This window comes from Streptomyces albus subsp. albus (assembly GCF_000719865.1).
Classification (GTDB): Bacteria; Actinomycetota; Actinomycetes; order Streptomycetales; family Streptomycetaceae; genus Streptomyces; species Streptomyces albus_E.
The window spans coordinates 26106-40654 of sequence record NZ_JOID01000009.1 but is presented as its reverse complement, the minus strand read 5'-3'; the positions used below and the strand labels follow the sequence as shown (position 1 = coordinate 40654).

The following is a 14549-nucleotide window of genomic DNA, read 5'->3' as shown; positions in this document are numbered from 1 at the left end:
TGCGCGGGGGCGGACCTGTCCCACGGCACCGGGCCCCGTCGCCCGTCATGGCGACGGCACCACGGAAGCCGGTAACTTCTCGTGCACGGCCGGTCCGTGCGCCGGGCCGGCTCGGTTGCGGACCAAGGACCAAAGACCAAAGGGGGGACAAGTGTCGTTCGACGAGGAATGGGCGCGGCTCAGGGCGCAGGCGTCGGACCGGACGAGGCTGAACCGGTTACCGGAGGAAGGCGGTGCGGGCGGGTCCGCGGCGGAGGATCTCGTCGTGCGGCAGGACGATCTCGGCCAGGTCGGCAACGACGCCTTCAAGCTCCACGGCGACCTCCAGAGGGCCGGTGACATCGTCGGTGCCGGAATGGACGAGGAAGGCACCGGCACGACGATGCGGGCGGCCCGGCAGCTGAAGAAGCACCGCTTCGCGGCGGGAGCCGCGCTGTCCACGACGGTGGAGACCTGGGACAGCCAGCTCAAAACGCTGCTCCAGGCCTGTGCCCACATCTCCAATCACCTGGATTTCTCACGGAAGCGGCACACCGAGGACGAGGCGGCGATCGCGGCCTCGATGAGACACCGCGACGGCTCCGCCGTTTCCGCCTCCGCCATCAGCCAGTACTTCCGGTGAGGGAGCGGCATGCCGAAGCTCACCTTCACCGATGTGTACCAGGTATCGCTCGACGACCTCGGTGACGCGGCCACCCAGTGGAAGACCATGGCCGATGCCCTGGGCGAGATCGCGCGAGAGGCCTCGGAGGGCATGCACCGGCACTCCGAGCGCGCACGCTGGGCCGGCGTCAACGCCGCTGTCACCAAGCCCTTCGTCGGCAAGACCGCCCGGGAGATCCGCGACGCCCAGACCCAGGCGAAGAGCATCTGGAGCATCCTCCGTGACGCTCACGCCGACCTCACCGAGGTCCAGTCGGACGTCCGCAAGGCCTACGACCGGGACGCGGGGGACGTCGGCTGTGGCGTGAGAGACCTCGGGGACGGCACGGTCCGCTGTGAGTTCCCCGGTGGTCCCACCGCCAACACCGGTGTGCACTCCCAGGAGGCGACGGACGCCAAGCAGCGGCTGGAGAACCGCATCAACCGGCTGGTGGCCCGGGCCGAGGAGATCGATCGCTCCGTCGCGCGTGCCCTCAACAAGAGCCACGGGGGCGATGCCCACAACTTCGGCCATGCCGAATACACCTCCCTCGACGACGCCCAGTCCGAACGCGCCCTGGAACTGGCCGCGCTGGGCCCGGGCATCACCAACGGGCAACTCGCGGAGTTCAACTCCCTGCTCAAGCACAACGCCGGAGAGCCCAACGGCGCCTTCGCGACCCGCTTCTACCAAGGGCTGGGCGGCCCCGAGGAAGCCCTGCGCTTCTACGGGCGGATGGCCATCAACGGCACCGAGGGCGACAACCCCACACGGCTCGCCGCCGTCACCGAGCTGCAGCGCAACATGGGGTACGCCCTGGCGAACGCGACCGAACCCGACGCCCCGAAGGGATTCCAGGGAACCAAGCACCACCTCCCGGCGAGCTGGGGCGCGGAGTTCCGCCGGCTCGGCACACAACCGGTCGAGCTGGAACGCGGGGCAATGAACAAGCCCTACGGCTACCAGATCCTCGGCGGCCTGCTCAGGCACGGAAACTACGATCCCCGCTTCCTGACTCCCATCGCGGAACATGTGACACAACTGCACCGAGAAGACCCGTACCGGTTCCTGAACAACAAGCCGTCACCGGGCGACGACAACTACGGCTTCAACCCCTCGGGCAAGGTCGGTGCCGGATATGTGCCGCTCAACAGCGTGCTGGAAGCACTGGGCCACAGCCCGGAGGCGGCGACGAAGTTCTTCACGGAGACGCCGACGGTGTACCGGGAGGACGGCACGGCGGACCGGAGTGCGACAGCTGACTTCTCTGACTACGTGTCAGTCTTCACTGACGAGGAGTTCACGTGGCCCGCGGACAACCTGAAGCTGCACCAGGATTCCGAGGACGCGTTCAGCGACGGACCTGACGCTCTTGGGCACGCCTTGGAAGCCGCTACAACGGGGCGCCCTTACGACGGCGACTTGTCGGCGCCGGCGATGAGGCATAGTCCGGAACAGGCGGAACTCACCCGGCAACTGGTCAACAAGTTCGGCACATCACCAGAACTGTTGCAGCGCAACGAGAACGGCGATGTGGACGTGGCATCAGGTCCTCTCTATGCCATGCGAGACAGCCTTGGTGACATCACCGCAGAGTACATGCCGGACTTCCAGCGGGTGATCTACGGATCGGGCAGCGATGAAGATTTCGTCTCCTTCGGAGCTTCGGCGGCGTTGCAGAATGAAACGGTCCAGCCATTTCTTGCGGTGGTTGGCCAGGATCCGGATGCCTACGCGGCCATCACAGCCGCGCAACAGGCGTACACGCATGAGTTGGTGGACCGTGCTGTCAACGGTGAGACAACATCTGAGGCCATGCTTATGGGCCGGGTCGGTAATGCCGTTGCGCCTGGTGCTGTCATGGCGGGCATCATGAGTGAGGCTCGCGCTGAAGCCATCCACGACTATCACACAGCCTCGGACGCGGCTTTCAATGAGTCGGCTGCGGAAAAGCAGAAATGGGTCGACCGTCTCCTTGGCATGGGGCTTGGTGCCGTGACCTCCCGTGTTCCCATTGCCGGAGAAGTTGTGGGGTGGGTGTCCGAGGACATCCAGGAAAGTGTCATGAGCAGCATCGCCCAGGACACGACCTCAGAAGCTCAGCACGAGGCGGGCCGTTCCTACGCAAGAGGCCGGGACGCGGCCATTGCCGCAGCACAAGAAGCCGCCGCCAATGCCGCGGCGCGGGGAGATGTGAAGCCCGAGATCATTCCCGACCTGGTGGAGTCCGCTGCCGTTCAGGCAGGTAACAGTCATGGAGAGGGAACGGCGTGGGCATCGGCACGCACGGAATGAGTTCGCGGGCAACGTGGGCTGTGGCGGTCTGTCTTGCGGGAGCCGGGCTGGTGGGCTGTGGTGGCGGGCTGGAACGGGAATACGCCGTGCCTGACGACCTCTGCGGAACCGGCGTGGACCCGGACCTCATTGAGCCGCTCTTCCCTGCGGGTAAGACCGTCAGGCAATCGGAGTCAACCTACGGTCCGGATGACCGTATGCAAGCTTGTGATGTCAGAGTGCGCGGGTCCGGGGTGCTGAACATCACCGGATCATGGCGCGAAGAGGACTTCACTGTGCGGGATGCTGTGGGTGAGGAGATCCAGAACGTCCCTTATGCGGACTTCTCCGGCGATCAGGCCGTGTGGGATGCCGGAGCGGTCACGGTGTTTCCCTGCGATGGTCCGAAGGGGCGCCGCTACTCGATCGTGGTCCGGATTCCGCAACAGGATGATGCCGAGGTCGGCAAGTCGGTATTGCGCGAATTTATCGGCGCCTACGCCGACGAGTACAAGAAGACACTGCCGTGCGGGAAATCCTGAGCTCCGCACGGAGCGAGCGTCATGACAACGTCGCGCCGTCCGGGGCGCTCGGGGAGCGGCCGGACGGCGCGGCGGATAGACGAGTGGGCGTGCCGCCTACTCCGTGACGGTGACCGGCTGGTCGTTCTTGAGTTCCGAGACGAGTTGCTTGACCTTCGTCATGTCCCACTTCAGCGAGCCGCCCGGGGCCGAGCCCGCGATCGGCATGTTCATCTGCGTGCCGCCGCCGCCCGTGACGTCCTTCATCGCCCAGAACATGGAGGCCAGGTCGAACAGGCTCATGTCCTCGTCGACGATCAGGGTGTCGAGCCCGGCGCCCATCACCGGGTAGAGCTTGAACGGGTTCAGGACCGTCGACGGGGTGGCGGTCTGGGAGGCCAGCGCGGAGAGGAACTTCTGCTGGTTCTTGGTGCGGTCCAGGTCGCCGCCGGCCAGGCCGTAGCGCTGCCGGACGAAGGCCAGCGCCTGCTCGCCGTCGAGCGTCTGGCGGCCCTTCTTCAGGTCGATGCCGGAGTTCTTCTCCTTGAGGTCGCGCGGGATGTCCATCTCGACACCGCCCACCGCGTCCACGATCTCCGCGAAGCCGCCGAAGCCGATCTCGGCGTAGTGGTCGATCTTCAGCCCGGTGTTGAACTCGACGGTGCGGACCAGCAGCGGCGCGCCGTCCTTGGAGTACGAGGCGTTGAGCTTGGCGGGGCCGGAGGCGGGGAAGTCCTTGCCGCTCTCCGAGCCGGTGAAGTCCGGGATGGTGACATACGAGTCGCGCGGCAGCGAGATCATGGTGTTCCCGTTGTCGCCGACGTGCAGGATCATCATCGAGTCGGTGCGCTTGCCCTCGACCCGGCCGGTGTGCAGCCGCTTCTGGTCCTCGGAGGAGAGCCCTTCGCGGCTGTCGGAGCCCACGATCAGGTAGTTGGTGCCCTCGCCGGCCTCGGGGCGGTCCTTGACGATGCTGAGATCCACCTCACGGCGCAGCTTGGAGTCCGCCCAGAAGTAGGTGCCGATGCTCACCACCAGTGCCACGAGGACGAGCGTCACCAGACCGCGCTTGATGCGGCGGCCCCAGTCGGGGGCAGGGCGGCCGTACGGGTCGCCGCCGCGGCCGTCGCCACCGCCGTAGACCTGGCCGGTGTTGTATCCGTCACCGCCGGCGTAGGGGTCGTCGTAACCCTGCGACTGCTGGGCCGGCACGCGGCCGTACGGCGGCGCGGAGGGGGGCGGTGTCGGTCCGGCCGGCTGCGCGCCGCGCCGCATGTGGGGCATCCGCCGCGTCGGCTCCGGTCCGGGCATCGCGCCGCCGCGTCCGTAGCCGTCACCGTCCGCGGTCCATCCCTGGGGCCAGTCAGTCATACGGGGAAGTGTGCACGCCCGAGGGGGCCGGCTCCCAGGGCGGGTGGCGGATACACACAATCCTGTAGCAGAGCTGATGCACAAACGGGCCTGGTCAGGCCGGGGAGATCGGGCGCATACAGTTGAAGACATGACCGATCAGGCCCTCTCCGCGCACCAGACCGTTCCCAGCAAGCCCACCAGTGCCTCGCGTACCACCCTGTCCCACATCATGACCGCACATGACACCAATCTTCTGGGCACGGTGCACGGTGGCGTGATCATGAAGCTGGTGGACGACGCGGCGGGCGCGGTCGCCGGGCGCCACTCGGGAGGTCCGGCCGTCACGGCCTCGATGGACGAGATGGTCTTCCTGGAGCCGGTCCGCGTCGGCGACCTGGTGCATGTGCGGGCACAGGTCAACTGGACCGGCCGGTCCTCGATGGAGGTCGGCGTCCGGGTGATGGCGGAACGCTGGAACGAGTCGACGCCCGCCACCCAGGTCGGCAGCGCCTATCTCGTCTTCGCCGCGGTCGACGCCGACGGCCGGCCCCGGCCGGTGCCGCAGGTCGTTCCCGAGACCGAGCGGGACAAGCGCCGCTACCAGGAGGCGCAGATCCGCCGGACGCACCGGCTGGCGCGGCGCCGGGCCATCAAGGAACTCCGCGAGAAGCGGGCCGCCGAGGGCATCGACGACTGACCGTCCGTCCCCGGAGCGGGCAGCCCGGCCCGGGCCCGTGGTTCCCGCCCGCCCCGCCGGCCGGCACGCGTCCGGCCGGCCCGCCGTTGGCCGGCCTCGTTCCCGGCTCCCGCCCTGCGGACGCGCGGCTCAGGGGCAGACCACCTCGTCGCCCGGGACCGGGCCGGGTGCCTCGCCGCCCGGCCGCGGCGGGCCGGCCGCTTCCCCCGGGGTCCCGGGACTCGCCGGCGCCTCCCGGTTACCCGGGGCCGCCTCTCCGGGGGACGGCCGGCCGGCGGTCGCCCCGTGTTCCGCCGCCCCGTGTTCCGCCGCCCCGGCTGATGCGCCGGTGGCTTCCCCGTCCGGCTCTCCGGTTCCGCCCTCGTGCCCCGCCGCAGGGCCGCCGGGCGGGGCTGCCGGGCCCGGCTCTCCGGAGCGGCCGGGGCCGCCGTGGGACCCGGGGTGTCCGCCGGCGCCGGTCAGGGGCCGGTCCTCGCGCAGGGCTTCGAACAGTGCCTCCGCCCGCGGCTCGTCCCAGAGAACGGTCGAGCCGATGCCGGGGACGCTGTGGTCCGGGTCGGCCACCGGTACGGACACGAACTCCGCGGACGCCGCCGTGATGCCGCGCACGGCACGGCCCAGACCAATCAGTTCCTCCGGGCCGAGGCCGTGGTCGGCCCGGACCGAGCGGAGCAGCTCACCGGCCGCCCGGTCCAGTTTCACCGGGTTCAGCAGCAGGCCGCTCGCCGCGGCCCGGTCCACGAGCGCGGCCAGGAACCGCTGCTGCCGCCGCATCCGCCCCAGGTCGCCCTCGGCGTCGAGATGGCGGGCCCGGACATAGGCGAGCGCCTCGCCGCCGTCCAGCCTGCTGGTGCCGGCCGGCAGGTCGAGACCGCTGCGCGGGTCCAGCAGCGGCCGGGTGGTGCAGATGTCGACGCCGCCGAGGAGATCCACGGTGCGCATGAAGCTGCTGAAGTCGACCTCCAGATAGTGGTCGATACGGACCCGGGTGAGCTTCTCCACCGTCCGCACGGTGAGCCGCGGGCCGCCCACGGCGTAGACCGAGTTGAGCTTGACGGGGCGGCCGCCCCCGTCGCCCCCGGCCCCGCTCTCGCCGGTGGCCCCGTTCTCGCCCCCGGCCGCGCCGCCCCCGCCGCTCTCCGCGCCGGCCGGCAGCTCCGTGTACGTGTCCCGGGGGATGCTCACCACGCCGGCCCGCCGCCGGTCCGCGGAGAGACGCACCAGCAGGATGGCGTCGGTGCAGTGGCAGGACTCACCCCCGAGCCGGTACTTCCGCCGCTGCTCGGCCGTGATCCGGTCCCGGCCGTCCGTACCGACGAGCAGGAAGGTGAGCGCTCCGCCGCCGCCCGCCCTCGAGGGCCGGTCGGGCAGCCCGGCGAAGGGGTCCACCCGTTCGATGGCGGTGCCCAGGCCGCCCACCACCGCGTGTCCCGCCCCGGCGGCCGACAGGACGACGGCGGAGACGCAGAGCGCGAGCCGCAGCCCCCACCGGGACCGGCGGGACCGCCGGCCACCGCTCCCGCCGGAGGGATCGGGGCTCGGGCCGGGGGCGGCGGGCGTCGTCATCGGTGGTACCTCCGCAGGGCCGGGACGGGCTGGGCGCGAGCCGCCGGAGGGCGGCGGAAGCCGGCGCGGGAGCCGGCGGGAAGGTGTCACCGTAGATCCGTACGATCAGCGGACCGCGCCCCCACGCCGCCCGGCGGGCCCCGTCGCACCCGGGCGGCTACGGCCCCGTCCCCCGTTCGCGGTAACGTGAGAAACGATGAACGCCTCCCCTGAACAGCCGCCGCCGGCCGTCTCCGTGATCATGCCGGTGCTCAATGAAGAGCGGCATCTGCGCGCCTCCGTCCAGCACATCCTGCAGCAGAGTTACGCGGGCGAGCTCGAAGTGGTGATCGCCCTCGGCCCGTCCTCGGACCGTACGGACGAGATCGCCGCCGAGCTGGTCCGCGAGGACCCGCGGGTGCGCACCGTGCCCAACCCCACCGGCCGCACCCCGGCCGCGCTCAACGCCGCCATCAGGGCCTCCCGGCACCCGGTCGTGGTGCGCGTCGACGGCCACGGCATGCTCTCCCCGGACTACATCGCGACCGCCGTCCGGCTGCTGGCGGAGACCGGCGCGCAGAACGTCGGCGGCATCATGCACGCCGAGGGGGAGAACGCCTGGGAGCAGGCCGTCGCCGCGGCCATGACCGCGAAGATCGGGGTCGGCAACGCCGCCTTCCACACCGGCGGCGCGGCGGCCCCGGCCGAGACGGTCTACCTGGGCGTCTTCCGCCGGGAGGCGCTGGAGCGGCAGGGCGGCTACAACGAGGAGTTCATCCGCGCCCAGGACTGGGAGCTGAACTTCCGCATCCGCGAGGCCGGCGGGCTGATCTGGTTCTCGCCGGAGCTCCGGGTCTCGTACCGGCCCCGGCCGACGGTCCGGGCGCTGGCCAAGCAGTACAAGGACTACGGCCGCTGGCGCCATGTCGTGGCCCGCTACCACCGGGGCTCCATCAATCTGCGCTATCTCGCCCCGCCGGCCGCGGTGCTCGCCATCGCGGCGGGGACGGTCGCGGGCGTGCTGCTGACCCCCTGGGGCCTCGTCGTCCCTGCCGGGTATCTCGCGGGCATCACCGCGGGCTCGCTGCCGGCCGGCCGGGGGCTGCCGCTCGCGGCGCGGCTGCGCATCCCGGTGGCGCTGGCGACCATGCACATGTCGTGGGGGTGGGGCTTCCTCACCAGCCCGCGCTCGCTGGCGCGCAAGGTGATCGCGAGCCGTCGGCCGGCCGTCACGGAGGAGGGGGAGCCGTCCCCGGCCGGGAAGCCCGCGGCGGAGACGGCCGGGTCCGCCGAGACCGCCGGCTGACGCACGCGGAGCGCGCGGGGCGCGCGAGCGGAAGGGGCGGACGGCCACGCGGGCCACGCCGTGCACACGGAGCGGGCCGGACCCCATCGGGTCCGGCCCGCTCCGCGTTCCGTACTGCGCTGCCCCGCCGCCGGGCTAGAAGCTGTGCCTCGGGTTGACGTCCATGCAGGCCTTGTCGTTGCCGTTCAGCGCGTCCGCGCTCTCCGGCGCCTTGTCGTCCTCCGGGTTCTTCGACGGCTCCGGATACGCCCCCGCCGTGCGCCAGTCCGCGCCGACGACCACGGTGATCTGCTGGACGTCCTGGGCGATGCGCACCGCGCCGGCCGGCAGGCCGAGCGACTTCGCCACCAGCTCGGCGTCCCCGCGCAGGTCCTTCGAGGGGTACGACACCGTGGTGTCCGCCTGCGACTTGGGCGTCGCGTCCGCCGCGGCCCGCGCGTAGCCGTCCCGGACCAGCACTCCGGCGATGTCGGCGGCGCGGCCCTGGACCGGGGCCTGGGCGGCGGTGCCGGTGCCGTTCTGCACGGTCACCGGGATCTCCGCCTTGGGCGCGGCCGGATCGCTCGGCTCGGGGCTCTTCTCGGCGGCCTTCTTCTTGTCCTTGCCGTCCAGCGCCACGTCCTTGCGGACCAGGGAGAACAGCCGCTCGGCGTCGCCGGGCTTCGGCACGAGGTGCGCCAGCGGGTTCTGCGGGTCCTCCACCCACGGCATGGTCGCCATGGTGATCCGCTCCGTCGGCACCCGCTGGAGGTCGGCGCCCAAGTCGTACAGCTTGCCGACGCTGCCCAGGCCCTTGTCGACGGTGAGCGCCTTGGTCGCGGCCTCGGCGAGCTTGCGCAGCTTGTTGGGGTTGGTCAGCTTGGTGCCGGCCTTGAGCTGCCGGACCATGGAACTCATGTACTGGTGCTGGGCCTTGGCGCGGCCGATGTCGCTGCCGTTCTGGAACCCGTGCCGCGAACGCAGCCACTGCAGCGCCTGCTCGCCCTTGATGACCGTCTCGCCTTTCTCCAGCCGCAGCCCGGACTTGGGGTCCTTGACGTTGGCCTTGACGCAGACGGGCACTCCGCCGACCGCGTCGGCCATGTCCACCACACCCGCGAAGTCGATCATCATGAAGTGGTCGATCGGAACGCCGGTGAGCTCCTCCCAGGTGGCGACCGTGCAGCCCGGACCGCCGTTCTGGAGGCTGGAGTTGATGGTGGCACTCGTCTCCTGGTAGACGGTGCCGTCATCCGGGTCGGTGCACTTGGGAATGGTGACGCGGGTGTCGCGCGGGACGCTGATCACCGACATGTTGCTGCGGTCCGCCGAGACGTGCAGCAGCATCTGCACATCGGCGAGCGGCTTGCGGCCCGCGTCGCCGCGGGCGCCGCCCAGCCGGACGTTCTCCTCGGAGTTACGGCTGTCCGAGCCGAGCAGCAGGATGTTGAGCGGGATGTTGCCGTCGGCGTTGGGGGCGACCCTGTCGAGCCGCTTGTCGCCGAGGTTGAGCTCGTCCTTCTCCAGATTGCCGTTGAGGTGCTCGTAGTAGAGGTAACCGGCGCCGGCCGTGCCGAGTATCAGCAGCGACAGGGTGATGGCGGACCAGCGCAGCACCCGGCGGCCGCCGCCCCGGCGGGGCGGGGCCTGCCGGCCGCGGCCGCCGCCGGACGGGCCGGACGGGCCGGAGCGCCGCGCCGTCCGGCCCTCGCCGGAGACGCGGGCGAGCGGCACGGTGTCCCCGCCGCCCCCCTCGTCGTACAGACCGTCGTCCCAGCCGAGATCGGCCGCCTCGGGTCCGTTCTGTGTACCGCCCCTGCGGGCACTCGTCTGCCGCATCGGGCCTCCCCGTTGAATCAGTGGTCGTAGGGCCCGGCGGACCGGCGGTTCACTGGGCGCACACCTGTTTGTCCGCCTCGACCCGCTGGATGTTCTCCGGAGCCTTGGTGGGGGCGCTCAGCGGCTGCCCGGGCTCGGTGAAGTCCTCGCCGAGGGTGAGCGTCATGGTGTCCGTCTCCGCGGCGTCCTCCGTGCCGGGTTTGAGGGCGGAGGGGGCCAGGCCCATCATCTCCGCCAGCGCGCGGGCCTGGTCGGCCTGGTTCGGCGCGTATTCCAGGGTGGTCTTCTTCAGCGTCTCGCCACCCTCGGCGTTGCCGCCGTTGGCGGAGCGGGTGACGCCCTCGCTGTTCTGCAGCCAGTCGACGGTCGTCTGGGCGGCCCCGATCGGAGCGCCGCCGTTGAGGACCTCGACCCGCACTTCCGAGGGGTCCGCCTTGGGGCCCTGGGTCTTGGCCTTGTCGGCCGCGTCCTTCTTGGCCTTCTCCTTCTTCTTGACCTCGGTGAGGGAGACGTCCTCCCGCACCATCGCGAAGAGCTGGTCGGCCGGCCCCTCGTTGAGGACGACCGACGCCTTGTCCTCGGCATCGAGGACGGGAACGGTCACGAAGGAGATGTTCTTGACGTTGATCTTCTTCAGGTTGTTGGCCAGCGCCATCAGTTTGTTGACGGAGCCGATGCCGGTGTCGACGGTGAGCGCCTTGGTGGCGGCGGTGGCCAGATCCCACAGCTTGGTGGGATCGGTCAGGGTGTCACCGGACTTCATCTTGCGGATCATCGAACTCAGGAACTGCTGCTGGAGCTGGATGCGGTCCAGGTCGCTGCCGAACTTCAGTCCGTAGCGGGTGCGGACGAAGGCCAGTGCGTCGTCCCCCTCGACGACGTGCTTGCCGGCGCTCAGCTTGAGGTGCGACTTCGGGTCGTCGATGGGCTTGGCCAGACAGACCTCGACCCCGCCGACCGCCGAGGACAGCGTCTTCACCGCGTTGAAGTCGGCCATCATGAAGTGGTCGACCTCCAGTCCGGTTATCTCCTCGATGGTGCGCATCGTGCAGCCCGGGTCGCGCCCGCCTTGGCCGAGGCTGGTGTTGAAGCGGACGTTCTGCTCTCCCCGGATGACCTTGGTCGAGCCGTCCGGCTGCTTGGTGGGGCAGTCCGGGACGTCCGTCAGCATGTCCCGCGGGAAGCTGAGCGCGGTGGCGTTGGAGCGGTCCTCGGAGACGTGGAAGAGGATCGTGGTGTCGGCGTGGCCGACGCTGCCCTTGTCGCCGTAGCCCTCGTTGCCCTTGCCGGTCCGGATGTCCGTGCCCAGGACGAGGATGTTCATCGGGCCGTCGGCGATGGTGTCGCTGCCCGCGCCGCCGACGTCGACGGTGCTGATGTTGCCGTTGAAGTGTTCGAGCAGGGCGTAGGCCGTCGCGCCGCCCGCGACCAGGACGAACGCCATCACGCCGCCGGTCCAGTACAGCGCCTTCTTCTTCCCGCCCGCCTGCTGCCTGCGCTTGCGCCGGCTGCTGCCGCCGCCCGCCTTGGGCGCGGCCCGTCGGCCGCGCTGCGGCGGCATACCGGGCTCGGCCTCCTCACGGGCCGGGGCGGCGCGGCGGGATCCGGCACGGGGTGATCCGGCACGGGGTGATCCGGCACGGGAGGCGGCGCGACCCGGCTCGGAGCGGGGCGCGGGCGCCGCGGGGGTACCTCTGCGGGGGGCGGGGGGCACAGGTCGCTCTGCGGGGGCCTGCAGTCGCAGTACGTAGTTGCCGGTATTCGGGTCGAGCACCCACTGGTCTGCGGGGTCGATGTCGTCCGCCCGCCCACGGCCTTGCGCGTCCACGGTTCCCTGAATCCTCCGTCGGTGCCACGCGGCGCCCTCCCCCTCGGGCGCTCGGTCAGTCCTTGTGCCGGTGTCCATACGCGCAGGTCGTACGCGCCGGGTCGCTCACACTAGCCGCCCGGTTCGCCGGTGGGCGACGCCGGTGACGAATTCAACGTCCTGACAACCGGGCAAAAGCTCGCATTTCGCATCACGTTGTTCGGCGTCTCATGGATTCCTCATCCGCAGAGGGGGGCCTTTTCGGACGGTGTGGTGGTGGAGGACGGGGCGGTGGTGCCGGAGGCCCGGGCCGGGGCGTCCGGGGTCGAGAGGCCGGCGAGCGGAGTGGCGTCCGAGCCGCCCCCGGGGCCGCCCGCGGGGGACCCGGAGGGTTCCGGGGCCCCGGGGCTCTCCGCGGCTCCGGGCTCCCCGTCCCCTTCACCGCCGGCCGTCACGGGCCGGTCGTTCTTCAGTTCCTCGAAGAGCAGTGACGCATCGGGCTGTACGAGTTCATCGCGGTTGGCGTTCAACCGGTAGGGCTGCCGGGGCACCGTGAGGAAGCGCATGCCACCCTCCGGCATGTCCCTCAGGCTGTCCGCGAGGTCATAGAGGCTCTTCAGCGAGGCGAGCCCGGGATCCGTGGTCAGCGAGGAGGTCGCGGCGTCCAGCAGGGAGTACAGCTCGGCCGGGTCACGGAGCGTTCCGTCGTCCCGGATCTGCTGGAGCATCGTGGCGAGGAACTGCTGCTGCCGGGACATCCGCTCGGTGTCCGTCCCGTCGCCGAGGCTGTAGCGGGCGCGGACATAGCCCAGCGCCTCCTCGCCGTTCAGCGTCTGCCGTCCGGCGGGCAGCCGCACATGGGCCTCGGAGTCGTCGACGGGCTCCTCCAGGCAGATCTCCACGCCGCCGATCGCGTCCACCATCTCCGTGAAGCCGCTGAAGTCGACGATCGCGTGGTGGTCCATGCGGATCCCGGTCATCTGCTCCACCGTGCGGATGGTGCAGGCCGCCCCGGCGAACTGGAACGCCCAGTTGAACTGGGCGAACCGGGGGGCGACGGTGGTGCCGTCCGGCGCGGTGCACTCCGGGACGTCCACCATCAGGTCGCGCGGGATGCTGACGGCGGTGCCGCTCTTCCGGTCGGCGGCGAGATGCAGCAGGATCGTGGTGTCGGAGCGCTGAGTGCCGCTGTCCCGGCCGTACTTGCCGTTGCCGTCGCCCCGGTTGTCGGAGCCGATGAGGAGGATGTTCACCGCCTCGCGCACCACGGACGCGGGCCGGTCGGCGGCGTGCTCCTCCAGTTCGCGGGAGGTGTCCGCGTCGGTGCGGATGTTGCTGTCGAGCCGCTGGTAGAGGGACCAGGCGGTCCCAGCCGCGGCCAGCACGGCCACGGCCGCTCCCAGCGCGGTCCAGCGGAGCCAGCGGCGGCGGCGCCCGGGTATGCCGCCGCCCGCCTCACCGTCCTCGGTGCTGTCCTGCTGCTGTGCTGGGCCGCTGTCGGCGGGGCCGTCCTCCGGGCCCGCTGGGGTCGCGGCGGTGTCGGTCACTGTGGAGTCCATCCTCACGGATTCCGGCGGGGTCATACCGTGTGTGGGGCCGCCGGGTCACAGGGGTAGACGGGGATACCGACCGCATGGTTGTACGAGTGGCGTGGCGGCTTTCGGCCACCTCCGGGGGCCCGAGTGCCGTACGGGACGCCCGGGCAGGCCGCCGGTCTCGTCAGCCGGCCGTCGCGGTGACCCGCTCGCTCTCCCGCCGCTGCTCCAGGGCGTCCGGCGTGAGACGGCCGAGATGACGGCAGAGGACGACGGAGCCGCCCGCGGCGAGCGGGGCGTACAGCCCGGCCGAGAGCCCGTCCCAGGAGTCGAACGGCAGACCGGACAGCACCCGGGACACCGGGGTGTACTCCCGGGTGGCGGCGTCGGCCCGGGCCCGCTCGACCACCTGTGCGGCCGTCAGCTCGCCGGCGCCCGCGAACGCCAGCGCCGGCTCATCCGGGTCCACCGGGGCGAACGGGGCGAAGCGGTCGCCCTGCCCCGGCACCTCGACGGCATAGTCCGCGAAGCCGGACGGGGGTTCGGGAAAGCGCGCGCCGAGCGGACGCAGGCTCAGCGCCACCCGTTCACCCCGGCAGGCCCGGGCCTCCTCCAGGGTGTCCGGGCCCGTCACGACGAGATCGGCCGCGGCCGGGTCGCCGCCCATGTCCGCGAGGACCCCCGTCGAGGAGCAGGCCAGCAGCCAGACCACCGTCTGCCAGTGCGCCGGCAGCAGCAGCGCGGCCCGGTCGCCCGGCTGGAGCCCCAGGTCGCCCTGGAGGAGGTTCGCGGTCTTGACCACCCAATTGGCGAGGGTCGCGACGGACAACTCCACACGTTCACCGGTGGCGTCGTCGTAGAACGTGACGAGGGGGCGGGAGGGATCCGCGGCGAGCGCGGATCGCAGCAGGTCGGCCGGGGTGCGATCGGTGGCGTTCACCCGGGCAAGCGTACGCGGCCGTCACTGCGCCCGAGTGAACCGGGGCAGCCGGCCTGACGGCCGTATTGCGCCGACTGGGGGTCATCTTACGAATAGACAGATTTACTGCA

The 14549-nt window shown here is 71.0% G+C and carries 11 protein-coding genes; 5 read left to right on the top strand and 6 right to left on the bottom strand.

Features of this window, described 5'->3' with window-relative positions:
- Positions 1–151 precede the first annotated feature (151 nt).
- The 3 genes from IF83_RS0111455 to IF83_RS0111445 are packed head-to-tail and all read left to right on the top strand — an operon-like array spanning position 152 to position 3459.
- On the top strand, positions 152–622 hold the full coding sequence (locus IF83_RS0111455) for a hypothetical protein (protein WP_030544002.1): 471 nt from the start codon (positions 152–154) through the stop codon (positions 620–622).
- A gap of 9 nt (positions 623–631) precedes the next feature.
- Positions 632–2938 carry a DUF6571 family protein gene (locus tag IF83_RS0111450; RefSeq protein ID WP_030544001.1) on the top strand — a complete coding sequence of 769 codons (2307 nt, stop codon included), beginning with the start codon at positions 632–634 and terminating at the stop codon, positions 2936–2938.
- Positions 2914–3459, top strand: a complete 546-nt coding sequence (locus IF83_RS0111445; protein ID WP_158711031.1) for a hypothetical protein — start codon at positions 2914–2916, stop codon at positions 3457–3459. The genes IF83_RS0111450 and IF83_RS0111445 overlap by 25 nt, the downstream gene beginning before the upstream one ends.
- A gap of 96 nt (positions 3460–3555) precedes the next feature.
- On the opposite strand, the gene IF83_RS0111440 is transcribed toward IF83_RS0111445, so the two are convergent.
- Entirely contained in the window at positions 3556–4809 is a 1254-nt protein-coding gene (locus IF83_RS0111440) for an LCP family protein (protein WP_030543999.1), read from the bottom strand.
- Positions 4810–4939: 130 nt separating this feature from the next.
- On the opposite strand from IF83_RS0111440, the gene IF83_RS0111435 reads away from it, so the two are divergent.
- Entirely contained in the window at positions 4940–5488 is a 549-nt protein-coding gene (locus IF83_RS0111435) for an acyl-CoA thioesterase (protein ID WP_030543998.1), read from the top strand.
- Positions 5489–5617: 129 nt separating this feature from the next.
- Here the strand turns inward: IF83_RS0111435 and IF83_RS0111430 are convergent, their stop codons facing one another.
- Positions 5618–7054: an LCP family protein gene (locus IF83_RS0111430; RefSeq protein WP_051722675.1), complete on the bottom strand. Its 1437-nt coding sequence runs from the start codon at positions 7052–7054 to the stop codon at positions 5618–5620.
- A gap of 196 nt (positions 7055–7250) precedes the next feature.
- Between IF83_RS0111430 and IF83_RS0111425 the strand changes: the two genes are divergently transcribed.
- Positions 7251–8339: a glycosyltransferase family 2 protein gene (locus IF83_RS0111425; protein ID WP_051722674.1), complete on the top strand. Its 1089-nt coding sequence runs from the start codon at positions 7251–7253 to the stop codon at positions 8337–8339.
- A gap of 135 nt (positions 8340–8474) precedes the next feature.
- On the opposite strand, the gene IF83_RS0111420 is transcribed toward IF83_RS0111425, so the two are convergent.
- From IF83_RS0111420 to IF83_RS0111405, 4 genes are all read right to left on the bottom strand, one after another.
- Complete coding sequence (locus IF83_RS0111420) at positions 8475–10157, bottom strand: LCP family protein (protein WP_030543995.1); 1683 nt, start codon at positions 10155–10157, stop codon at positions 8475–8477.
- Positions 10158–10206: 49 nt separating this feature from the next.
- Complete coding sequence (locus IF83_RS0111415) at positions 10207–11985, bottom strand: LCP family protein (RefSeq protein WP_030543994.1); 1779 nt, start codon at positions 11983–11985, stop codon at positions 10207–10209.
- A 218-nt stretch (positions 11986–12203) separates the two neighbouring features.
- Positions 12204–13523 (bottom strand): LCP family protein, encoded by a 1320-nt coding sequence (locus IF83_RS0111410; protein ID WP_078843382.1) that lies wholly within the window; start codon positions 13521–13523, stop codon positions 12204–12206.
- A gap of 160 nt (positions 13524–13683) precedes the next feature.
- The gene (locus tag IF83_RS0111405; protein ID WP_030543992.1) at positions 13684–14439 is read right to left on the bottom strand and encodes a TIGR03089 family protein; all 756 of its coding nucleotides are present in this window, start codon (positions 14437–14439) and stop codon (positions 13684–13686) included.
- Positions 14440–14549: the final 110 nt, after the last annotated feature.